Origin of the sequence: Pantoea sp. MBD-2R (genome assembly GCF_039134845.1) — a bacterium.
Classification (GTDB): domain Bacteria; phylum Pseudomonadota; class Gammaproteobacteria; order Enterobacterales; family Enterobacteriaceae; genus Erwinia.
This window is the reverse complement of sequence record NZ_CP152417.1, coordinates 2,598,594-2,621,813: the sequence shown is the minus strand read 5'-3', so window position 1 is coordinate 2,621,813 and position 23,220 is coordinate 2,598,594. Positions and strand designations below refer to the sequence as shown.

At 52.4% G+C, this 23,220-nt stretch carries 20 protein-coding genes; 14 read left to right on the top strand and 6 right to left on the bottom strand.

The genetic code is table 11. The annotated features are described in order from the left end of the window. Positions 1-170 precede the first annotated feature (170 nt). Positions 171-371: a hypothetical protein gene (locus AAGQ96_RS12015; protein WP_147198372.1), complete on the top strand. Its 201-nt coding sequence runs from the start codon at positions 171-173 to the stop codon at positions 369-371. 64 nt (positions 372-435) lie between these two features. Here AAGQ96_RS12015 and xylE read toward each other — a convergent pair whose 3' ends face one another. Continuing rightward, on the bottom strand, positions 436-1,926 hold the full coding sequence (gene xylE, locus AAGQ96_RS12010) for a D-xylose transporter XylE (RefSeq protein WP_342753656.1): 1,491 nt from the start codon (positions 1,924-1,926) through the stop codon (positions 436-438). 362 nt (positions 1,927-2,288) lie between these two features. Between xylE and xylA the strand changes: the two genes are divergently transcribed. The 5 genes from xylA to AAGQ96_RS11985 all read left to right on the top strand — a co-directional run bounded on the left by xylA (position 2,289) and on the right by AAGQ96_RS11985 (position 7,789). Beyond that, positions 2,289-3,608, top strand: a complete 1,320-nt coding sequence (xylA, locus tag AAGQ96_RS12005) for a xylose isomerase (protein ID WP_147198370.1) — start codon at positions 2,289-2,291, stop codon at positions 3,606-3,608. A 27-nt stretch (positions 3,609-3,635) separates the two neighbouring features. Further along, positions 3,636-5,090 carry a xylulokinase gene (gene xylB, locus AAGQ96_RS12000; protein WP_342753655.1) on the top strand — a complete coding sequence of 485 codons (1,455 nt, stop codon included), beginning with the start codon at positions 3,636-3,638 and terminating at the stop codon, positions 5,088-5,090. A 196-nt stretch (positions 5,091-5,286) separates the two neighbouring features. Further along, on the top strand, positions 5,287-6,483 hold the full coding sequence (locus tag AAGQ96_RS11995; RefSeq protein ID WP_342753654.1) for a XylR family transcriptional regulator: 1,197 nt from the start codon (positions 5,287-5,289) through the stop codon (positions 6,481-6,483). A 175-nt stretch (positions 6,484-6,658) separates the two neighbouring features. After that, on the top strand, positions 6,659-6,958 hold the full coding sequence (locus AAGQ96_RS11990) for a hypothetical protein (protein WP_342753653.1): 300 nt from the start codon (positions 6,659-6,661) through the stop codon (positions 6,956-6,958). 183 nt (positions 6,959-7,141) lie between these two features. Further along, positions 7,142-7,789: a metallophosphoesterase gene (locus AAGQ96_RS11985; protein ID WP_342753652.1), complete on the top strand. Its 648-nt coding sequence runs from the start codon at positions 7,142-7,144 to the stop codon at positions 7,787-7,789. A gap of 3 nt (positions 7,790-7,792) precedes the next feature. Here AAGQ96_RS11985 and rsmF read toward each other — a convergent pair whose 3' ends face one another. From rsmF to yebS, 3 genes are all read right to left on the bottom strand, one after another. Next, a complete protein-coding gene (gene rsmF / locus AAGQ96_RS11980) occupies positions 7,793-9,184 on the bottom strand; it encodes a 16S rRNA (cytosine(1407)-C(5))-methyltransferase RsmF (RefSeq protein WP_342755555.1) in 1,392 nt (463 codons plus the stop codon). Positions 9,185-9,470: 286 nt separating this feature from the next. Next, the gene (locus AAGQ96_RS11975) at positions 9,471-12,104 is read right to left on the bottom strand and encodes a PqiB family protein (RefSeq protein WP_147198365.1); all 2,634 of its coding nucleotides are present in this window, start codon (positions 12,102-12,104) and stop codon (positions 9,471-9,473) included. Then, positions 12,073-13,317: a membrane integrity lipid transport subunit YebS gene (yebS, locus tag AAGQ96_RS11970; RefSeq protein ID WP_342753651.1), complete on the bottom strand. Its 1,245-nt coding sequence runs from the start codon at positions 13,315-13,317 to the stop codon at positions 12,073-12,075. Before yebS ends, AAGQ96_RS11975 begins: the two co-directional genes overlap by 32 nt. Before the next feature lie 226 nt (positions 13,318-13,543). On the opposite strand from yebS, the gene AAGQ96_RS11965 reads away from it, so the two are divergent. The 4 genes from AAGQ96_RS11965 (at position 13,544) to htpX (ending at position 18,023) form a co-directional block, all read left to right on the top strand. Continuing rightward, complete coding sequence (locus AAGQ96_RS11965; RefSeq protein WP_147198363.1) at positions 13,544-14,044, top strand: GAF domain-containing protein; 501 nt, start codon at positions 13,544-13,546, stop codon at positions 14,042-14,044. A gap of 96 nt (positions 14,045-14,140) precedes the next feature. Then, entirely contained in the window at positions 14,141-14,821 is a 681-nt protein-coding gene (gene proQ / locus AAGQ96_RS11960; protein WP_147198362.1) for an RNA chaperone ProQ, read from the top strand. A gap of 19 nt (positions 14,822-14,840) precedes the next feature. After that, positions 14,841-16,871 carry a carboxy terminal-processing peptidase gene (prc, locus tag AAGQ96_RS11955; RefSeq protein WP_147198361.1) on the top strand — a complete coding sequence of 677 codons (2,031 nt, stop codon included), beginning with the start codon at positions 14,841-14,843 and terminating at the stop codon, positions 16,869-16,871. 270 nt (positions 16,872-17,141) lie between these two features. Continuing rightward, the gene (gene htpX, locus AAGQ96_RS11950; RefSeq protein WP_342753650.1) at positions 17,142-18,023 is read left to right on the top strand and encodes a protease HtpX; all 882 of its coding nucleotides are present in this window, start codon (positions 17,142-17,144) and stop codon (positions 18,021-18,023) included. Positions 18,024-18,119: 96 nt separating this feature from the next. On the opposite strand, the gene AAGQ96_RS11945 is transcribed toward htpX, so the two are convergent. Continuing rightward, the gene (locus AAGQ96_RS11945) at positions 18,120-19,490 is read right to left on the bottom strand and encodes an MFS transporter (RefSeq protein WP_342753649.1); all 1,371 of its coding nucleotides are present in this window, start codon (positions 19,488-19,490) and stop codon (positions 18,120-18,122) included. A gap of 187 nt (positions 19,491-19,677) precedes the next feature. Between AAGQ96_RS11945 and kdgR the strand changes: the two genes are divergently transcribed. Further along, the gene (gene kdgR, locus AAGQ96_RS11940) at positions 19,678-20,469 is read left to right on the top strand and encodes a DNA-binding transcriptional regulator KdgR (RefSeq protein WP_147198358.1); all 792 of its coding nucleotides are present in this window, start codon (positions 19,678-19,680) and stop codon (positions 20,467-20,469) included. A gap of 35 nt (positions 20,470-20,504) precedes the next feature. Here kdgR and AAGQ96_RS11935 read toward each other — a convergent pair whose 3' ends face one another. Continuing rightward, positions 20,505-20,741 (bottom strand): YobH family protein, encoded by a 237-nt coding sequence (locus AAGQ96_RS11935; RefSeq protein WP_342753648.1) that lies wholly within the window; start codon positions 20,739-20,741, stop codon positions 20,505-20,507. 237 nt (positions 20,742-20,978) lie between these two features. Between AAGQ96_RS11935 and AAGQ96_RS11930 the strand changes: the two genes are divergently transcribed. The 3 genes from AAGQ96_RS11930 (at position 20,979) to cspE (ending at position 23,174) form a co-directional block, all read left to right on the top strand. Beyond that, a complete protein-coding gene (locus tag AAGQ96_RS11930; RefSeq protein ID WP_147198356.1) occupies positions 20,979-21,248 on the top strand; it encodes a YebO family protein in 270 nt (89 codons plus the stop codon). A 21-nt stretch (positions 21,249-21,269) separates the two neighbouring features. Beyond that, entirely contained in the window at positions 21,270-22,268 is a 999-nt protein-coding gene (locus AAGQ96_RS11925) for an MBL fold metallo-hydrolase (protein WP_342753646.1), read from the top strand. Positions 22,269-22,964: 696 nt separating this feature from the next. Then, positions 22,965-23,174, top strand: a complete 210-nt coding sequence (gene cspE / locus AAGQ96_RS11920; RefSeq protein WP_001062678.1) for a transcription antiterminator/RNA stability regulator CspE — start codon at positions 22,965-22,967, stop codon at positions 23,172-23,174. Positions 23,175-23,220 lie beyond the last annotated feature (46 nt).

Genomic DNA, 23,220 nt, shown 5'->3' with positions numbered 1-23,220 from the left:
AGCTTTATTATTAATGTGTTACAGATAGTGGGTTTTGCATCACTCACGCGTTTTTAATGACCTGCGCTGAAAATCAAACGTGAGCAGAGCTGATAACAGCATGTTGGCTATTTTACGGCTTAAAAATTCCTCAACTACACTTAACAGACTGGAAATAAAAGGAGAGGAAGATGTCAGAAAAAAAAGCAAACGAAAAACGTAAAGAAGAGGGTGATGTACATAAAGGCTTGCCGGAGGCGGCACCTTCGGCGGGAAATCCTTATGAAGAAGACGACCATCCGGCGAAGGACGCTCCCGATCAGCATGGAGAAATCCCTCGCCACCGGGATGACAGTGAAGACGACAAACAGGATCCTTACGAAAAGGATTAGCCTGATGCCGGGGCCCATTCATGCATGGCCCCGGCGATTTGACCGGACACTACCCTGATAAATATTAATCTTTCACGGTGGCCTCGCTAAGGCGTTCCGGCGCGGGTTTTTGCCATTGCTCTTCCAGCTCTTCCAGCGATTTCCCTTTCGTTTCCGGCACAAATTTCCACATAAACAGTGCGGCCATCAGGCCCATTACGCCATACAGCCAGTAAGCAAAGCCATTATTGAAGTGCGCATTCAGGTAGCTATTTTTGTCCATCATCGGGAAAGTCCAGGAGACCAGATAATTTGCAATCCACTGAGCGGCAACCGCTATTGACATTGCCTTACTGCGAATACGGTTTGGAAAAATTTCAGCCAGTAATACCCAGCATACTGGCCCCCATGAAATGGCAAATGAGGCGACGTAAAACAGCATTGCGCCCAAGGCGACAACGCCAGAAAGCTTGCTGTAAAACGCAGTGCCGAGCGTGAACATCCCTACCGCCATGCCTAATGCGCCGATAATTTGCAGCGGTTTGCGGCCAAAATTATCGACAGTCATAATAGCGATAGTGGTAAAGATTAAATTAATTACCCCAACAATGATGGTTTGCAGCAGCGCAACGTCCGTACTGGATCCTATTGAGCGGAACACTTCTGGCGCGTAATAAAGTACCACGTTAATGCCCACGAACTGCTGGAATACTGACAAGAAAATACCGATAACAATGATACCCATCCCAAAAGAGAACAGAGAGTGCGAGGCGTTTTTATTATTCACTGACTGCGTAATATTGCGTAATTCAATCACGCTCTGCGCTTTGCCAACAAGTTTTTCCAAAATTTCAGCTGCTTTTACGGTCAATCCTTTTGTTGCCAGCCAGCGAGGGCTTTCCGGTACGGCAAACAGCAATACAAAGAAAAGGAGCGACGGCACGGCGCCGGAAAGAAACATAAAGCGCCAGCCCATTGTATTAAGCCAGGTTTCACTTCCCGATAACGCAATGCCGTAATTAACGCAGTAGACCAGCAGCTGGCCTAAAATAATAGCGAACTGATTACAAGCCACCATTCTGCCACGGATTTTTGCCGGCGTTATTTCAGCAATATACATAGGCGAAACCATTGATGCCAGTCCAACGCCGATACCGCCGATGATACGATAAATAACAAATTCGCTGAGATAGCCGGAAAGATACCAGGGAACGCCGTTATCTGCATCTACGGAGCGGTGGCCCAGTTCGGGGAAAGCCGATCCCACAGCGGACAGGAAGAAAAGCACGGCCGCGACAATCAGCGTTTTTTTACGGCCGAAGCGTGCGCTCAGCGGCCCGCCGCAGGCCCCGCCGATAATACAGCCAATCAGCGCGCTGGCAACGCAAAAGCCGAGCAGAGAGTTCGCTGCTGATTCACTCAGCCCCCTTGGAGAAATAAACACTGCATCGAGCGATGAAACCGTACCGGAGATAACGGCGGTATCATAACCGAATAATAATCCGCCTAATGTTGCTACCAGCGTGATGGAAATGACATAGCGGTTGCTGGCTTTGATATCTGGGGATATTGCCATAGTTACCTCTTGATAAAATATACCGAATCAGGCGGAGCCTTTTTATTTATCCGCAGGCTACCGCATCTTGCAGATACTCTGCTTTGCAACAAATAAACGACGGTGGGCTGTTGTGAACCCAACATAGGCCTGGCGGGTGGCAATGGAAATTACAATTTATGGTAATCGTAACCGTCTTTTTGCTTTTTATGATAACCATCACATGTCAAATTTTAACGGCTTAATAGACGCTGGTGTTGTCATGTGATCCCGGTCATGGATGGGATATTACAGAATAACAATGTGAGATTTTATAATTGTCAGACGCGAAGCGGACTTTGCATAGTGTTATTTCCTGACAGTGAATAAATAAGGAATTTCCGGTGAAAGAATATTTTGAACACGTGGGTAAAATTGATTACGAAGGCGCTGACAGCCAGAACGATCTCGCCTTTCACTTCTACAATCCGGATGAAATCATTCTGGGTAAGAAGATGAAAGATCATCTGCGTTTCGCTGCCTGCTACTGGCACACCTTTTGTTGGGCCGGTACGGACATGTTCGGCACGGGCGCGTTCGATCGTCCCTGGTTCAAGGCGGGCAGCGAGCTGGAACAGGCCAAACTGAAAGCGGAAATTGCCTTTGAATTTTTCGACAAGCTGAACGTGCCCTTTTACTGCTTTCACGATGCCGACGTGGCGCCTCAGGGAAATTCGGTGAAAGAGTATCTGCATAATTTCGCGGTTATCACCGATCTGCTGGCGGAAAAACAGCAGCAAACGGGGGTAAAACTGTTGTGGGGAACGGCAAACTGTTTTACCCATCCCCGCTACGGTGCGGGAGCGGCAACCAGTCCGGATCCGGAAGTTTTTGCCTGGGCTGCAACACAGGTCAACGCGGCAATGGCGGCGACGCAAAAATTAGGCGGCGAAAACTACGTGTTGTGGGGCGGGCGTGAAGGCTATGAAACTCTGCTGAATACTGACCTGAAGCGCGAGCGCGAACAGATTGGCCGCTTTATGCAGATGGTGGTGGAGCACAAGTACCGTATCGGCTTTACCGGCACATTGCTGATCGAACCGAAACCTCAGGAGCCAACCAAACATCAGTATGATTACGATGTTGCTACCGTCTATGGCTTCCTGAAGCAGTTTGGTCTGGAGAATGAGATCCGGGTTAACGTCGAGGCCAATCACGCCACGCTCGCGGGTCACTCATTTCAACATGAAATTGCCACGGCGGCGGCGCTGGGCATCTTCGGTTCGGTAGATGCTAACCGTGGCGACCTGCAGCTGGGCTGGGATACCGATCAGTTCCCCAACAGCGTCGAAGAAAATGCGCTGATTATGTATGAGATCCTGAAAGCCGGCGGTTTCACTACCGGTGGCCTGAACTTTGATGCCAAAGTGCGTCGGCAAAGCACCGATCCCGCCGATTTGTTCTATGGTCATATTGGCGGCATGGATGTCATGGCACAGGGCTTGCGGATTGCCGCCAGACTGATGGAAGAAGGGCGGCTTGAGCAGGCACGCGAGGCGCGCTATGCGGGCTGGAACGGCCAGCTGGGGCAGGATATCCTGGCGGGTAATCTGTCGCTCAACGATCTGGCAGGCTATAGCGAAAAAGCCGCGCTTTATCCTGCGCATCGCAGCGGCCAGCAGGAGCGGCTGGAAAATATCGTTAATCAGGCTATCTATCGCTAACGCCAGGCAGCGCCAGAGGAAAAGGGCATGTATATAGGTATCGATCTCGGTACGTCCGGGGTAAAGGCGGTTCTGCTAAATGATGAGAACCAGGTGCTGGCCAGCCAGACGGAAACGATGACGGTTTCACGGCCTCATCCGCTCTGGTCAGAGCAGGATCCGGAAATGTGGTGGCAGGCCGCCGATCGGGCCATGCTTTCTCTGGCGCAGCAGCATTCATTGCAGGCTGTTCACGCTATTGGGCTGACCGGGCAAATGCACGGTGCCGTACTAATGGGACGATCGCAGCAGGTTTTGCGTCCTGCCATCCTGTGGAACGATGGACGCAGCGCTGCGGCCTGCCGTCAACTCGAACAGAGCGTGAGGGATTCACGACGAATTACCGGCAACTTAATGATGCCCGGTTTTACCGCCCCGAAAGTGCTGTGGGTGAAGCAGCACGAGCCGGCTGTTTTTCGGCAGATTAACCGGGTGCTGCTGCCGAAAGATTATTTGCGCTGGCGAATGAGCGGTCAGTTCGCGACGGATATGTCAGACGCAGCCGGGACGATGTGGCTGGACGTTGGCAAGCGCGACTGGAGCGACAGTCTGCTGGCGGCATGCGGGCTGGATCGCGATCGGATGCCGACGCTGTTTGAAGGCAATCAGGTGACGGGAAGGCTGCTGCCCGAGCTTTGCCAGCGCTGGCATTTGCCTGCAAAGGTTCCGCTGGTTGCGGGAGGGGGCGATAATGCGGCCGGGGCGATAGGGGCGGGCATCTGGCGTCAGGGGCAGGCGATGCTTTCTCTTGGGACATCCGGCGTCTATTTTGCGGTCAGTGAGGGTTTTCAAAGTAATCCAGAGCAGGCCGTACACAGTTTTTGCCACGCTTTGCCTGACACCTGGCATTTGATGTCGGTGATGCTGAGCGCCGCATCCTGTCTTGACTGGGCTGCTCGTCTGACCGGTCAGGCATCGGTACAGGCCTTACTGATGCTGGCAGAGAAAGCCGTCGTTGACGAGCGCTCGCCCTGTTTCTTACCTTATCTTTCCGGCGAGCGTACGCCGCATAACGACGCGCATGCCACCGGGCTTTTCTGGGGGCTGACACATCAACATGGGCCGGAAGCGTTGGCGATGGCGGTACTCGAAGGCGTAAGTTTTGGACTGGCCGACGGCATGGCCGCGCTGCATGCTACCGGGGTGACTCCTGAGTCTGTTACCCTGATTGGCGGTGGGTCGCGAAGCCATTTGTGGCGGCAACTGCTGGCAGATATTACGGGAATGGCGCTGGACTACCGTACCGGTGGCGATGTGGGGCCGGCTCTGGGCGCCGCGCGGCTGGCAAGAATGAGTTGCTATCCCACAGCTTCACCGCAGGATTTGCTGCCGGCGCTGCCGCTGGAATATCGCTATACGCCACAAGCGGAACGCCATGCGTTTTATCAGCAACGACAACAGCGTTTTCACCAGCTCTATCAACAGACCCGCGCCATCGTTTAGCTCTGTCGTCTTAATACGTTTCCCCGGCTCTTTCTTTTGACGGAGCCGCTTTCCTGCTCTGCCCCTCACTTTGTGCGATAACAATGCGCAAACTCTTTTGTCGATCACACTCTCTGCACGCGCCATGGCTTACCCGGATGAGACAGAATGAAAAAAGCACTATATTGGCTTATCCGTAGCCGGTCAGGAATGCTGAATGAACAGAAGCCATGACGCCTCGCCACCCCAGGCGAAAATTTCACTGCTCTTCAATGCCAATAAAGCCTACGACAGGCAAATCATAGCCGGTATTGGCGAATATTTTTATTCCTCAAAATGTGGCTGGGATATCTATATCGAAGAAGATTTCAGCGTGCATCACTTTAATTACAACATCCTTTCAAGTCGTGGCATTATCGCAGACTTTGACGATGTGGAAATGGCTCAGCAGCTAAGTCAAATTGATGTTCCTGTGGTTGGCGTAGGCGGGTCCTATCATCACCGTCAGGATTACCCTTCCGTGCCTTACGTCGCCACCGATAACGAAGCGCTGGTAGCCTGCGCCTTAAACCATTTGATTGAAAAGGGGCTGGAGCGATTTGCGTTCTATGGTTTGCCTGCCGCGGCAAATAAGCACTGGGCACAGGAGCGAAGGGCGGCCTTTCTGCGCCAGACGGGCGCGCGAGGTTATCCGGGCGAAATCTTTGAAGGAATGGTAACCGACAGCCAAACCTGGGAGAGCGCACAGCGCAATCTGGCTGACTGGCTGACATCTCTGCCGTCTCAAACGGGGATCGTCGCCGTCACGGATTCCCGCGCACGTCATATTTTGCAAACCTGCGAGTATCTGGGGATTGCCGTACCGGAAAGCCTGTGTGTGATCGGCATTGATAATGAAGAACTGACGCGCTACCTGTCACGCATTTCACTCTCTTCGGTGGTGCAGGGTACGCAAAAAATGGGGTATTCAGCGGCGAAGCTGCTGGATGGATTGCTGGCCGGGCGCGCTGTGCCAGATGCGCCGGTGGTGATAGCGCCGGAAGGCGTGATTGCCAGACAGTCAACCGATTACCGTTCGGTTATTGATACCATGGTTATTCGTTCCCTGTCGTTTATCCGTAAAAACGCCTGTCGTGGTATTACCGTTGAGCATGTGCTGGAATCGGTTGGTACCTCACGTTCTAACCTGGATAAAAGGTTTACGTTGGAAACAGGCATGACTATTCATAAAGCGATTCAAACTGAAAAGCTGGCGAGGGCAAAAGAGCTGCTGGAGACCACCTCATTACCGGTAGCGGAAATCAGCCGCTTATGCGGTTACAACACGCCGCAATATTTTTGCGCGATTTTCCAGCAGAACCTTGCCGTTTCACCGGTGAAATATCGCAGTAATCGCGTCAGTCTCGTGCGATAAATTAAGGTTATTTGCAGCGAAAAGTAAAGGAAGCGGGCGGTTTCCGGGTGACTACCGATCCTCCCCGCTTCGAATTCGCGTGTTTAGCTTGTTTATCTCTGGTCAAACCACTAGTCTCATGAGCAGCATCACCTCGCGAGCATCGCGCCTGTAAGTTCTGGCTGGAGCCAACCTGATGAAAAATGAGAAAGAAATTTCGATAGACCAGTTTACCGACGCTGAAAAAACGCTGGTAGACGCTAAGGTAAAGGCCCTGACGCTAAAAAAAGGTCATGTGCCGACTAAAAAAGAGGAAAAGGAGATCCTGAAAGAGGCCAAGCGTATTGTGATGAAAGATCGGGTCGTAAAAGAGACCACCAAAGCGGTTATTGCAAAAAAACCGCGTAAACCGGCTAATGCAAAAGAAAGCGAAGTGAAAGAGTTTAACTGGACCGCTTCTCTCAGAAAAAATCCCCGCGCGCTGAAAAGCCAGTAACACCGACGTCCTCAGCTGGCAAAATCGTACTGATTTATGCACTGAGGACCACGATTATCTCCCGCCTTAAATTAACGCTGTTATGCCAACGTTCTGTCGATGAGAGGGTTATTAACAGACTACACTTTATCTGTTTAGCCGCGCTACCCGTCGCCTTTTACGTGAACAGTTCAGGATCCGACTATGACATACCAATACCTTAATGGTGAAAACTGGCGGCATATTTATATTGTGGGGGATTTGCATGGTTGCCTGCGGCTATTGCAGGATCGGCTGGAGACGGTGCGTTTTGATGCTAAACAGGATCTGTTGATTAGCGTCGGCGACCTGATCGATCGCGGGCCGGACAGCCCCGGTTGCGTGGCGCTACTGACTCAGCCATGGTTTCGTAGCGTACGTGGCAATCATGAAGAGATGGCGATGAATGCGCTCAGCAAAGGCAATCATCAACAGTGGATTGGCAACGGCGGTGACTGGTTTTATAAGCTGGAAGGCATGAAGATGATTGAGGCGAAGCATGCGCTCAGCCGCTGCCGCCTGATGCCGCTGATTATTCATTTACAGCTGAAAAACCGGCTGATTGTGGTGGCACATGCCGACTATCCGGCGGCCAGATATGAATGGGAAGCGCCGGTCGATCCTTTCGATGTTGTCTGGAGCCGCGCCCGTATCGAGCGCATCCAGCAGGGGAAGGGCGAACCGATTAGCGGCGCGGATGATTTCTACTTCGGTCACACGCCGCTGCCCAACGCGCTACACGCTTTCAACCAGCACTATATTGATACCGGTGCCGTGTTCGGCAATCAGCTTACGCTGGAACAGGTTCAATAACGGTCAGGAAGAAAACAGCCTGCCGTCACGAACCAGATCGCGCGGGTAGTTGTTTTTGATCCGGCTGCCGACCTTTTTTGCCAGTCCGACTGGCTGCTGCTGGCAGGTAACGATAACTTCATCGGCGGGCAACGCCCGCTCCGGATAAATATCGCGTCCGCGATACCACTCTTCGGCTTCAGCATGGGTGAGTTCAAAGCGATTCTTCGCCTGAGGCTGCGCCAGGGCAATCACCGCTTCATGCTGCCAGCGATAGCCTTTCGGGAAGGTTTCCGCCAGCTTCAGGCCGATGCGAGAGAAACGCACTTTGCCCAGCAGTGGTTCGATTGCCTGAGGAAATAACCACAGCTCTTTATCACGTGACCAGAGGCTGTGCGTGTCAGCGTTCCATACCAGGCCAGATTTCGCCGCTGCGGCTGCAATCTCTTCGGTTTTTTTGCGTCTGACCGGTAAGAAGGGCAGCTTACCCACTTTATAACCGGGGACGGGCAGCGGCTCGATGCTTTGCAGCTTGCGCAGACGCGCCACAAAGAAGCCTTCGCTGTCGAAAATTTGCGGGAACACGTGCAGGAAACCTTCTGGCGTACTGACGCGTTCGGCTCCGGCAAACAGCGCCTGCAAGGGTTCGATTTCCACCGCGCCTGGGTAACGCTCCAACAGCCAGCTAATCACCTGCTGATTTTCACTGCGGTTAAGCGTGCAGGTTGAATAGATCAACGTGCCGCCAGGCTTGAGCGCATGAAAGGCGCTTTCAATCAGATCGTGTTGAGTGGCGGCAATCGCTTCTGTGCTTTCCGGCGACCAGTTACGCAGCGCATCGGCATCTTTACGGATCACGCCTTCGCCGGAACAGGGCGCATCAAGCAGAACCGCATCGAAATGTTCAGGCAGCGCCGGACCGAAAACGCGACCGTCAAAGTGGGTCATGGCGGTATTGCTTACGCCGCAGCGGCTGAGATTGGCATGCAGCACTTTTACCCGACTGGCCGAATACTCGTTGGCAAGAATTGCGCCCTGGTTCTGCATGCGGGCGGCGATCTGTGTGGTTTTCGAGCCCGGTGCCGCCGCCACATCCATTACCCGCTGTGGTGCCGGACAGCCCGCAAACAGTGCGCTAACGGGCAACATGGAGCTGGCTTCCTGAATATAAAACAGTCCCGCCAGATGTTCAGCGGTACTGCCCAGCGGCAGCGTATCGGCATCGTCACGGGCGATCCAAAATCCTTCTTCGCACCACGGGATCGGCGTCAGCGCCCATTGATAAGGTTCAACCAGCGTCAGGAAATCCGCCACGCTGATTTTTAAGGTGTTCACCCGCAGGCTGCGGCGAAGGGGTTGCTGGCTGAAGGCGATAAACCGATCGAACTCTGCCGCATCAGGCAGCAGGTCGCGCATTTGATCTAAAAAGAGTTCCGGGAAGTACACGCGTGAAGAAGAAGACACTGAAAAATTCCGGCAGGAAAAAAGTGGGGGGAGTTTAGCACAATTGCGGTGGGCAGAAAAAAGGGGCGGTAAGTTACCCCTTTTAGACGAATGATGAACTCAAAGCGGGAGGGACACAGGCTGGTAATAAAGCGTCACGGGCCATGGACGGCCCGTGTCGAGCTGGCATGGATGCCGTCTTTTGCGTCTTTATGGACAGCCTGTGTCCCTCAAGCCAGCACCATGCCCTCTTTTTGGGTTAATTCGGCAGCGCCGTACCCCATTTGCGCCAGTCTTTTGGCTCCTCGTCTTCCAGCAGGAAATGCTTGCCGGAAGAAGCCCGAGGTGCCAGCGGAACCGTTGGCGGCGTGGCAAAGGCAATGCCACCCTGAATGAACTGCTGGAAGGTGCCGGTCTTCACCACGCCGCCGATCAACCCAAATTTCAGGTTGTAGCCGGAAGCCAGCCAGAACACCGAGTTGTTACGGACCAGATGCTGGTATTTTTTACTGATGCGCAAGGTAATCTGCACGCGATCCGCCATTGAGCCGAGCGACGTGCCGGTGACCGTACCCACTTCAATACCCCGGAACAGTACCGGTGTGCCGACAGAAAGCGAGCCGCCCTCCGGCGCATCCATCACGACATTCAGACCATCAAGATAGCGGGCATCGGTAATCGTCGATTCCTGTAGTTCAAAGGTACGTTGAGCGCGACCTTTACCGGGATCGACGTTGATATAGGGCTGTAGCAGCGTATCAAGATGATTAACGCCTGCGGCCGAAATCTCTGGCGAAACCACCGAGAAGCGGCTGCCCAGACGGGCGAAATCCTCTACATATTCCGGGTAAAGCACCGCTTTGGCGATCACCTGATTTTTGTCCGCATTCAGCGCCAACGATTCAAGCTGCCCAATGGTGATGCCGAGATAGCGAATTGGCATACCGGAAGAGAGCTTGCTGGCATCATAAGTATGCAGCGTAATCTGGCTACCGACGGCGCGGGCTGCGGTTTCAGAATCGTACAGCACGCGCTTGTCTTTGCTGGTCAGGCCTGCGCCTGCGCCAGAGAGGTTATCGAAACTGATTGCGCCTTTCAGCGCACGGTTAAGCGGAGAAGCCTGTACCGTCAGGCCCGCGCCATTGAGCTGAACCCGTGCGCCGCCTTCTGACCAGAACACGCTGTTAGGCGTGAGGAGCTTGCGGTATTCCGGTTTAATATGAACGCGCACATCGAACTCGTTTGCTCGCGGTGTCACGTCAACAATCTGGCCCACCTGGAATTTACGGTAAAGCACTACCGAACCCGCCTGAATATCCGGCAGGCTGTTGGCGGTCAGCGTCAACGTGACCGGAAGCTGATTGCTGGTAATGCCTTCCGCCGCTTTTTCGGCATTGGCATAGAGCGGATAGCTTTCCTTAACGTTGCCCTTGCTGCCCGGCTCAAGGCGAATGCCACCGTTTACCCATTCGCTGGCGCTGGCACCCAGTACTTCCATGCCGTCCAGACCGAGCTTGACGTCGAGCCGGCTGTTAATAATGAACTTGCTGTCGCCATGCACCAGATGACGAAAGTCAGCGCCCAGTGCGACAACAAAATCAACGCCTTGCTCGCTCAGCTTGCGGCTAACGACCTGACCAATTTGCATACCGTGCAGCATAATCGGTTGACCAGCATCAATACCGTAGCTCTCAGGTGCGGTCAGCTTAAGTGACAGCGCATTGGGCTGCTGCAACAGGGATTCATTGCTTTGCAGCACGGTAAAATGATCTTCCGGCTCGCCTTCGCCCGGGATCAGCTCAAGCGTATCGCCGGTAAGCAGGCTGCTGAGGCTGGTATCGGTCAGGCTGATTTTCGGGCTGCGCATTTCAATGCGGGTGCTGGTGCGCATTAATCCTGTGACTGAAGGATCGATAGTCAGTTCGCCAGTCACTCTGCCATTCGGCAACAGCTTCATGGCGGTCAGGGTGCCGACTTCCAGCCCCTGATACATTAGCGGCGTGCTGTTTGCTTTCAGGTTTTTCCCGCCAGGCAGATCCAGCGTGATCACCACGCCGCGATGGCTATGCGCCAGATCGGGATAGAGCTGATAATTGTCCTCACTGCTGGCCTGAGGCGACTGCTGCGGCGAATCGAAGGCGATGGCGCCGTTGACCAGCGCCGCCAGGCTTTCGAGCTGAACTTTCGCGCCGCTCAGACCAACGTCCGCTTTTACGCCCGACACATTCCAGAACCGGCTCTCTTTTTTCACCAGATTGGTAAAGCGTCGTTCAATCAGCACATCAACCGTGACGCCCTGATTGCCAGGGTTGATGCTGTAATCATAAACGCGACCCACCGGGATCTTGCGGAAATAGACCAGCGAACCGGTATTCAGCGATCCTAAATCAGGCGTGTGCAAATGGATCAGCATTTCACCCGTATTAACGCGATATTTTGGCTGGGTATCCTGAGCCACGAACTGCTCACGCGGCTTGCCTTTACCGGGCATCATGCCGATATAGTTACCGCCCACCAGCGCATCAAGACCCGACACGCCCGCCAGCGACGCTTTCGGCGTCACCAGCCAGAACTGCGTCTGCTCACGCAGCGCATCTTTCATATCACTTTTGATACTGGCTTTGATTTTGATAGTGCGCAGATCGTCAGTCATGCTGATCCCCTGCACCAGACCCACTTCGACACCCTGATAACGCACCGGCGTTCGGCCCGGCACAATGCCATCCGCGGTTGCGAAATCAATAGTAACCGTCGTGCCGCGCTCCTGGTAATTGGTCCAGACGAGCCAGCCTGCGATAAGCAGAGCAATAAGCGGCAGCAGCCAGAAAGGCGAAATTCTGCGCCGGCTTTTAATGCGTGCGTTAGTCGGTGTAGTCGGCGTTTCCTGTTGCATGAGCATCCCAAAGTAAACGGCTATCCAGCCACTCAACGGCAAGGATAGTGAGTATGACCGCTGAGCCAAAATAGAAGGCAGCCGGCCCCATGGTAAAAGCCAGAAGCTGATCGCGATTGACCAGCGACATGGTGAGTGAAATAACAAACAGATCCAGCATAGACCAGCGGCCCACCCAGGTAACGACCCGCAGCAGGCGGACGCGAGTTTTCAGGCCCTGTTCGCATTTAAAATGAATGCTGCAAAGCAGCGTGATCAGCACGATAACCTTGGTAAAAGGCACCAGAATACTGGCGATAAATACCACTATCGCTACCGGAACGTTTCCTGAAGCCAGCGAAAGGATGCCGGAAAGAATGGTATCTTCCTGACGAGCGCCGTTCAGATAAATAACAGATATTGGCAACAGGTTAGCGGGAATAAGCAGCACGATTGACGAAATCAGTGCAGCCCATGATTTTTGCAGGCTGAAATTGCGCCGAAAGTAGAGCGGCGTATGGCAGCGTGGGCAGCGTTCCCGCTCGTCCGGCAAGCCGGTGTGATGGCAGTTCAGGCAAACCCGCAAACGTTCTGGTGCGACATGCGGCTGCGGCTGCGGATAAAACCGGTGCCACAGCTGTTCAATGTTCATATGGATTAGCGTGACGAGGCTTAATACCGCCAGCGAGATAAATGCCACCAGCCCGGGGCCGGGCGTAATGTCGGCATAGTCCTGGACTTTAATCGATGCTACGGCAATACCGACCAGATAAATATCCAGCATTACCCACTCTTTCAGCCGATCGAGCATTAATAATACCGGCCGTAAATTCATGCCAAGCTTATTGCCAAAAAACAGGTAAGCAATTGAGCCGACCAGCGTTGCAGGGGCAGCGATGGTACAGAATGCCACCATCGACGCGGTAATCACGTTGCCCTGTTGCGCCATTTGCACTATGCCTTCCATCAGGCTGGCGCGAATGTTGGTGCCGAGCAGGCGGATGGTCAGCAGCGGTTCACTGAAGGCAAACGGCATCAGCAGCAGCATAGTGACCGCCATCGCGGTCAGTCTGGTCATCGACCAGTCCCGCCCGTTCAGAATACGGGCATTGCAGCGCGGGCAGTGCGCAGACTGGTTAGATTTAACATCTGGTAAGGAAAAAAGGGTATCGCATTGCGGACAACGCTGATAACGTGCCTGAGGCAGAGCATGGCTGATAACGTGTATTTTCATATTTCCGATTAAGGTGCTTGCCCGGACGTTGCAGGTTTTGGGCCGGTGGTTCTTAATGAGTCGCCACCGCGGTGAATGACCTGTTCTTGTTATGCTTTTAAAACTCCAGAACCGCTAGGTTATATTAACCTGTGGTATGTTTCACCTTGTCCGTCTGGACATTTAATGCTTATTTTCTCCGGCGAAGTCCAGTGACTTCGCCAATTGTTTTCATAATGGTTAAAAAATGACTAAGACAGAATTTTACTCGGACCTCAACCGTGATTTACGCGCACTTCTCGCTGGCGAAACGAGCTTCCTTGCTGCCATGGGTAACTGTAGCGCATTATTGTACGAACGTCTGGAAGGCGTGAACTGGGCGGGTTTTTATCTGTTAACCGAAGAAAATACGCTGGTCCTGGGGCCGTTTCAGGGCAAAATCGCCTGCGTCCGAATCCCGGTAGGTAAAGGCGTGTGCGGTACAGCGGTAGCCGAAAGCGCTATTCAGCGCGTTGATGACGTCCATGCTTTTCCTGGCCATATCGCCTGCGATGCCGCCAGCAACGCTGAAATTGTTCTGCCGCTGGTGGTTAACGGCCAGACAATTGGCGTGCTGGACATCGACAGCGTGACCTATAATCGCTTCGACAGTGAAGACGAAGCTGGTCTGGCAATCCTTGTTGAAGGGCTGAGCGAAGTGCTTGCTGGCTCTGACGTGGAAAAATTTATTCACATGAAACGCAGCTAAAGTGCTGGATCACGTAGCATTTGCCGATGGTGTCATTATAATGACGCCTGTTCATGCCTGCGCTGATTGGCAAACCCGTTGTAATCAGGAAATTTCATGGAAAATCAACCCAAGTTGAATAGCAGCAAAGAAGTTATCGCCTTTCTGGCGGAGCGTTTCCCACAATGCTTCAGTGCCGAAGGCGAAGCACGACCGCTTAAAATCGGAATCTTTCAGGATTTAGTCGAACGTGTGCAGGGTGAAATGAGCCTGAGTAAAACTCAGCTTCGTTCCGCACTGCGCCTGTATACTTCTAGCTGGCGCTATTTGTATGGCATCAAAGCGGGTGCCATCCGCGTTGACCTGGATGGCAACGCCTGCGGTGTTCTCGACGAGCAGCATGTCGAACATGCTCGTAAGCAGCTCGAAGAGGCGAAAGCGCGTGTTCAGGCACAGCGCGAACAGCAGCAGGCGAAAAAACGCGAAGCGGGTACCGATACTGCCCCTCGTCGTCCTCGTAAGCCGGTGCGTAAAGCATCTGCTGAAGGCGAACAGTCTAAACCGGCTCGCAGTAAACCACAGCGTAATGCTGGCAGCGCTCCTGCTAAAGAGCGTCAGCCACAACCTACCAAACCCGTTACCGATACCGCAGCATTGCAAGTGGGTCAGAATATCAAAGTCACCGCGGGCAAAGGTGCGATGGATGCAACCATTCTTGAGATCACCAAAGATGGCGTCCGGGTACAGTTGGCTTCCGGCCTGGCAATGATAGTACGCGCAGAACACTTGCAGTTCTGATACGGAGGCCAATCAGGGCATGAACAACTTTTTTAAAACCACCGTTATCGCCGGACTGCTGTTTGCCGGGAACGTTTTCGCTGCCGATACCATTACGCGTGCCGATCAGATCCCCCAGCTTCATCAGGAACCGCAGCATGCGACGGTAAGCGAGCGTGTTAGTTCGCGCTTCACCCGTTCGCATTATCGCCAGTTTGATTTGGATAAAGATTTCTCCGCGAAGATTTTCGCGCGCTATCTCAATCTGCTGGACTACAGCCACAATGTCATGCTGGCTTCAGACGTTGAGCAGTATGCTCAGAAAAAAACCACGTTAGGCGACGAGTTAAAATCGGGCCAGCTGGACGTGTTTTATGATTTATATAACCTGGCACAAAAACGCCGCTTCGAGCGCTATCACTACGCGCTGTCGGTGCTGAACAAGCCAATGAATTTCTCCGGGAACGAGTCGATCGATATCGACCGCAGTAAGGCTCCGTGGCCAAAAACCACCGCCGAACTGGATAAGCTGTGGGATGCCAAAGTCAAATATGACGAACTGAGCCTCAAGCTTACCGGTAAAGAAGAAAAAGAGATCCGCGAGGTTCTGACCAAGCGTTACCAGTTCGCCATCCGCCGTCTGGCGCAAAGCAACAGCGAAGACGTTTTCCAGCTGGCCATGACCGCCTTTGCTCGTGAAATCGATCCGCACACCAGCTATCTTTCTCCGCGCAACACCGACCAGTTCAATACGGAAATGAGCCTCTCTCTGGAAGGGATCGGCGCGGTATTGCAGATGGATGATGATTATACCGTGATCAATTCCATGGTAGCCGGTGGTCCGGCGGCGAAAAGCAAAAACATCACCGTTGGCGATCGTATCGTCGGTGTGGGTCAGCCGGGCAAACCCGTTGTTGACGTCATCGGCTGGCGTCTTGACGATGTTGTTGCACAGATTAAAGGGCCGAAAGGCAGCAAAGTCAGACTGGAAATTCTGCCAGCAGGCAAGGGAACGAAAACCCGTATTGTCAGCCTGACGCGTGAAAAAATTCGCCTGGAAGACCGTGCGGTAAAAATGACCGTGCACAATGTTGGCAAACAAAAAGTTGGCGTGCTCGACATTCCTGGTTTCTACGTTGGTCTGACTGACGACGTAAAAGTGCAGCTACAGAAACTGCAAAAACAGAACGTCGACAGCGTGGTGATCGATCTGCGCACCAACGGGGGCGGCGCACTAACCGAAGCCGTTTCGCTATCCGGCCTGTTTATTCCGTCTGGCCCGGTCGTGCAGGTGCGTGATAATAACGGCAAAGTGCGCGAAGACAGCGATACGGACGGCATTGTTTACTACAAAGGTCCGCTGGTTGTGTTAGTTGACCGCTTCAGCGCATCGGCATCGGAAATTTTTGCCGCGGCGATGCAGGATTACGGACGCGCACTGATTGTGGGCGAGCCAACCTTTGGTAAAGGCACCGTGCAGCAGTACCGTTCCCTGAACCGCATCTACGATCAGATGCTGCGTCCGGAATGGCCTGCGTTAGGATCCATTACTTACACCATCCAGAAGTTCTATCGCGTCAACGGCGGCAGTACTCAGCGTAAAGGCGTGACGCCCGATCTGCTGATGCCAACCGGCGTGGAAGCGGTAGAAACCGGTGAGAAGTTTGAGGATAACGCACTGCCGTGGGACAGCATCAACGCTGCTTCCTACACGAAAACCGGCGATCTGAAACCGTTAGAGCCGCAGCTGCTGAAGCAGCATCAGGATCGTATTGCGAAAGATATTGAATTCCAGTACATCCTGAAAGACATTGCCCGCTTTAACGCGATGAAAGATAAGCGCAATATCATTTCCCTCAATCTGGCAGAGCGCGAGAAAGAGAACCGTGAAGATGATGCGCTGCGCCTGGAGCGTATTAACGCGCGTTTCCAGCGTGAAGGCAAAAAACCACTGGCGAAGCTTGAAGATCTGCCAAAGGATTACAAAGAGCCGGATCCTTACCTGGACGAAACGGTGGATATTGCCAACGACTTAGCCCAGCTTGAAAAAACGCAGGCCTCGGCAAACTAAACGGCCAGCGCGTTGTTAGCCCTCTACACCCTGTCAGCATGACGCTGACGGGGTGTTTTTTTTATCCGCAGACTTTTCATACTCCGCTATAGCCAACATATATTGACAGCAAACTGACAACCGCTGACTCTGCGGCGTCAGAAAGTGCGACAAAATGTAAAGTTATGTCTTTTTAGACACTTAAAACAAACCAGCGCTTGAAATGTTTTGCCGCGCCCATAGGATAGGTATCCGCTACACGCCTATTTTAACCGAGGAAGATGAAATTTTATGATGCGTATTGCGCTTTTCCTGTTGACCAACCTGGGAGTGATGTTGGTTTTTGGGCTGATCCTCAGTCTGACAGGGATCCAGTCAAGCAGCGTTCAGGGTCTGATGATTATGGCAGGCCTGTTTGGCTTCGGCGGTGCGTTTGTTTCACTGCTGATGTCCAAATGGATGGCGTTGCGTTCCGTTGGCGGTGAAGTCATTGAACAGCCGCGTAACGAAACAGAACGCTGGCTGATGCAGACCATTGCGCAACAGTCTCAGCAGGCAGGCATCGCGATGCCGCAGGTGGCGATTTATCACGCCCCGGATATCAATGCCTTTGCCACCGGTGCCCGTCGCGATGCTTCGCTGGTGGCGATCTCTACGGGACTGTTACAGAACATGAGCCGCGACGAGGCGGAAGCCGTGCTGGCGCATGAAATCAGCCATATCGCGAATGGTGATATGGTGACGATGACGCTGATTCAGGGGATCGTGAACACCTTTGTTATCTTTATTTCCCGCATTCTTGCGCAGATCGCCGCAGGCTTTCTGTCAGGCGATCGTGAGGAAGGGGAAAGCAACAACGGTAATCCGATGGTCTATTTTGTCGTGTCGATGGTGCTGGAGCTGGTCTTCGGTATTGTGGCCAGCATCATTACCATGTGGTTCTCACGTCACCGTGAATTCCACGCGGATGCCGGATCGGCCAGACTGGTCGGGCGTGAGAAGATGATTGCCGCGTTGCAGCGTCTGAAAACCAGCTACGAGCCGCAGGAAGCCAGCACCATGATGGCCTTCTGCATCAACGGTAAATCGAAATCGTTGAGCGAACTGTTTATGTCGCATCCGCCGCTGGATAAGCGCATTGAAGCACTGCGCAGCGGACAGTATCTGAAATAACCGTCAGGTATCAACGCTAACCGGGTCTGTGGCTGAATATTCAGCAGCAGGCCCGGTTTTTTTACGTCTGAATTTTGGTTATTCATGCCAGATAAATCAGGCGCGCGGCTGAGTCATACGAACTGCACTCACGATTGCGGCCACCGTCGAGAAACAGCCCGCGAGCAGCAGGGAAGCGTGAGTACCACGCGCATCAAACAGATTAAACATCAACGCGACCAGCGCTGCGCCGCTGGTTTGCCCCAGCAGGCGCGCGGTTCCTAACATCCCGCTGGCTCCGCCGCTACGATGGCGGGGCGCGGAAGTGATAATCGTATGGTTATTGGGCGACTGAAACAGGCCAAAGCCTGCACCGCACAGGATCATTCGCCAGATTATATCACCATCACCGGGTGTGGCAGGCAGCAGCGCCAGGGCAAACAGTCCGAGGGCAAAAACAGTCAGTCCAACCGCACCTAGCAGCCCGGCATGAAAGCGCTCAATCAATCTTCCGGCAATCGGCGCCATCACCATGGTGGCAAGCGGCCACGGCGTTAATAACAGTCCGGTTGCCACTTCGCTGCGATGCAGAACGGTTTGCAGGAAAAAGGGCAGTGAAACCATTGCCAGCATCTGTGCGCAGAATGAACAGACCGATGTGCCCAGTGACAGTGAAAAGACAGGGATGCGCAGTAAATCCACCGGGAAAAGCGGAAAAGGTAAACGCAGCTGGCGGCGGATAAACACGGCGCCAACGATAACCAGCGCGACAACTTCTGCCAGAATCAGCTTGCCGCTCTGACCCTGAGCGAAACCGCTAAGCGCCGAAATCATCAGACCGAAGGTTAGCGCGTTCATTATGGCGCTGGGCACGTCGAACCGCTGCTCCTGCGCTTTCTGCTGATTATCCGGTAAAAAACGCAGCGCAAGGTAAAGCGCCGCCAGGCAAACCGGCACATTGATCAAAAACAGCCATTTCCACGATGCAACAGAAAGGATCGCCGCTGCCACGGTCGGGCCGGCTGCGGTTGATACCGCAACAATCAGCGAGTTAATCCCCATGCCCCGGCCCAGATAGCGCTGCGGGTAGATAATTCTGATCAGTGCTGTATTAACGCTCATCAAAGCTGCGCCGCCAAAACCCTGTAGCACGCGGGCAAAAGTCAGCATCTCTAGCGAGCCGGACAGGGCGCAGAACAGTGAGGTACAGGTAAATAACACCAGGCCGGCCTGATAGATACGTCGGTAGCCGAGGATATCCCCCAAAAAAGATAACGAAAGCAGGGAAACGATAATCGCCAGCTGATAAGCATTGACGATCCAGATTGATTCTGCCGGGCTGGCATGCAGTTCACGGGCAATCGTAGGCAAAGCAACGTTGGCGATGGCACCGTCAAGAACAGCAACAGTGATGCCAAGCGCAATCGCGAGAATTGCGCCATAACGCTGTGGAATGGGCAAACCATCTTGTGGAGGTGTTATCGGCATGGGGAAAAGTAGTCAGAAGAGTGAATATCACTATGCTAATGATTTTTTAATAACTATGCCATTTTTGGTTAACATTAATCATCAGTAAATGTGTCGAAGTTATTACGCTGAGCGTTGCGCCACCGACGGCGAAAAATCTATAATAGAAATAGTGTTCCATTTTTTATAAAACAATAAAGGTTAGATGATGGCGAAGGATGATATGGATAAACAGCCTGATTCAGTCTCTTCGGTGCTGAAAGTGTTCGGCATCTTAAAGGCGCTGGGTGAGGAGAGGGCGCAAGGTATTACCGAGCTGTCCCAGCGGGTCATGATGTCTAAAAGTACCGTCTACCGTTTCTTGCAGACGATGAAATCTCTTGGATACGTTTCTCAGGAAGGCGATAGCGAAAAATACAGCCTGACGCTAAAGCTGTTTGAGCTGGGAGCAAAAGCGCTGCAAAACGTTGATTTGATTCGTAGCGCAGACGTGCAAATGCGTGAAATATCCCGACTGACGAAAGAAACCATTCATTTGGGCGCGCTGGAAGAAGACAGCATTGTCTACATTCACAAGATAGATTCCCTCTATAACCTGCGTATGTATTCACGCATAGGTCGCCGTAATCCTCTTTACAGCACGGCGATTGGGAAAGTTTTACTGGCCTGGCGCGATCGTGGAGAAGTCGAGCAGATCCTCGCAGAAGTGGCGTTTGAGCGCAGTACCTCACGTACTCTAACCAGCATCAGTGCGCTTCTGCCAGAGCTGGATAAGGTGCGTTCGCAAGGGTTTGGCGAGGACAATGAAGAGCAGGAAGAAGGGCTGCGATGTATTGCGGTACCGGTATTCGATCGTTTCGGCGTGGTGATTGCCGGACTGAGCATCTCCTTCCCGACAATCCGCTTCTCTGAAGAAGAGAAAAGTAGCTACGTCAAAATGTTGCACCACTCTGCACGCATTATTTCCGAGCAGATGGGCTATCGCGACTGGCCTTTCTGAACAAGCAGGCCAGTATAAAACTGGCCTTTTTTACATCAGTTATCGACAACTTTTGTAATTTTTTTCAGTAACGGGCAATCTGTAACGCCAACAATGCCGCTATCGCTATGCAGATACTGAGCGGTAGTCATGCCGTGTGCTGTCAGATACTGACACTGCAACCCCATACCCGCCACGTTCTCAGCGCTGCCTGCCAGTACGCCATAGCCTGTTACCAGCAGGCCAAGCCAGACCACGATCAGTAAGGCAACAATACGCACTAAAAATTTCATCCTTTCTCCTTTTTTGTTAGAGACAGCTTCCTGTTTTACTTCCACGCTGTCTGCCATCACGCTACTACGTTTTTACGATGCGTTACGCATTACGAGTGAAGCATACACAACTATCTCTAAATCGCCTGCGTGAAGGTTCTGAATTTTACGCATGGCGGCTGTCAATTTAAGCCTGAGCCGGTAAAATCTTCCCTGGCCGCGATAAAAGGCCGGTAATCATAAAATTTTGAGGTCGTGATGAATGAGTTAGCAAGCGGTGCGATGGGGATGGCGTCCTTAGGCTTCATCGTTGGATTAATCATTGTTGGGCTGCTTGCCTGGTTTTTTATCAACCGTGCCAGCGTACGAGCCAATGAGCAGGTTCGTTTACTTGAAGCGCTGCTGGAAGAACAGAAGCGGCAGAATGCGTTGCTGATGCGGCTCGCTGAGGCAGTGGCCGGGAAAGAAAAAACAGCGTCTGACGAAGAGGGCAGTAAAGACTTTACCCGTTTGATCCCGGAGCGCTAATACTTCAAATAAGGAAAAAAGATGGCCTGGCAAAATCCCTGGTACGATCCGCAAAAGGCACACCACACGCCTGAGGGGTTCCGCAACCCTGAGGTTGAATTACGTAAAGAAGGCGACCTTAAACGCTGGCGCAAGGAGCGTAAGGCGCAGGGTTTACCTTTTCCCCCAGCTCACGGCTACGATGAATTTATCCAGCAGTGGTGGCAGCGTGCTGATTTATCGGGTAATGATGATGCGGTCTGGTGGCTGGGACATGCTTGTCTGCTGTTACGAACGGCGGGAAAATATACGCTAATCGACCCGGCACTTTCGGAGCGAGCGTCGCCAGTGAGTTTTTATGGTCCTAAACGTAAAACGCCAGCGGCCCTCAATATTGCTGATTTACCCTCTCTCGATTGCGTGTTGATATCCCATAATCATTACGACCACCTCGATCGTCCTACCATCAAAAAAATTCTTCATCGTTTCCCGCAGGTGCAGTTTGTCGTGCCGCTGGGGCTGAAGCCCTGGTTTGATAAGCGGGGCGCGAAGCAGGTTACGCAGCTGGACTGGTGGGAAAGTACCCAGGCAGCCGGGTTAACGCTGCATGCAGTGCCTGCACGCCACTGGAGTATGCGCACCCTTAAAGATCGTAATCGCTCACTATGGTGTGGTTGGGTGATAAAAAATACCGCCCTCAGTTTCTGGTTTACAGGTGACAGCGGATACTCCGAGAACCTTCTTGCTGTGCCACGCAACCTTGGCCCGTTTAATCTTGCGGCGTTGCCTGTGGGGGCCTATGCTCCTACATGGTTTATGCGCGGGCAACACATGGACCCGACACAGGCTGTTTCGCTGCATCGCGATTTAGGGCAGCCGCTCACTATTCCGATTCACTGGGGAGTCTTTGAGCTGGCTGATGAATCGCTTGATGAACCTCCACGCGTGTTAGCAGCGGCGATGCGTGCCGCCGGGCTGGATGATATTCGTTTCAGCGCCTGGAAAATTGGTGCAAAAATTACACTAAATAATATTAATTAGGAATAGTCCTAAATTGCTTAATTTAACTCTTGCCAAAGATGGAGGTACGAGCCGTTAATCCAAAATGACTGATGCTTCGGTCGGGAATAAGCAGACGGCCGTCTTGCTTATAAATGGGGCAACGCAAAAACCATTTTCCTGATTTTGGTGCAATTTAAATTTCATTTTGAACCAAAGGCTTCTTTTTGTGCAGTCAGGCCTGACATTTCTTTAAGCAATGAATACCATTTTTGAATGAAGTTTTTTGAGTAAGCTATGCCATATTTCTGCAATCAATTCAGCCGACAATGGAAGCCAGCCTTTAAAGCGCAATGGACTTCAGTGCGCCGGCAGGTTAACATAGGGCTAAGTTTTGAGAAGCATTCAGGCCACCATTATTTGGTGTTTGCGATTAACGCTTGTGATAATCCATACATAATGTGCGATCCATGACTTACCGTTTCAATTGTGTGCAGCATCTCTATCACTGTTTAAAAATGACTTGCCATTAATAAACGAATATGTGATAACGCTTTTGGTAAAACGGGGTACAGTTCTGTTTATGTATGGCATCTTCAGTAAAGAAGTTCTGAGTAAAGACGTTACGTTGAATACCGCTTCCTTGCCGAGCCTTAATTTATGCCTCATGCAGTTGTGTCTCTGATTTTTTTGTACGTCAAGCCCTCGGGCGAATTAACACTCTAAGGAATTTGCAAAATGGCAAAGATTAAAGGTCAGGTTAAGTGGTTCAACGAGTCTAAAGGTTTTGGTTTCATCACCCCAGCTGATGGCAGCAAAGATGTGTTCGTACACTTCTCTGCAATCCAGGGTAATGGCTTCAAAACTCTGGCTGAAGGCCAGAACGTTGAGTTCGAAATTCAGGACGGCCAGAAAGGCCCTGCTGCTGTGAACGTCACCGCTATCTAATTTTCGATCTGAGCCTGTTATTGCCTCGCGTAATCAGGCACGAATC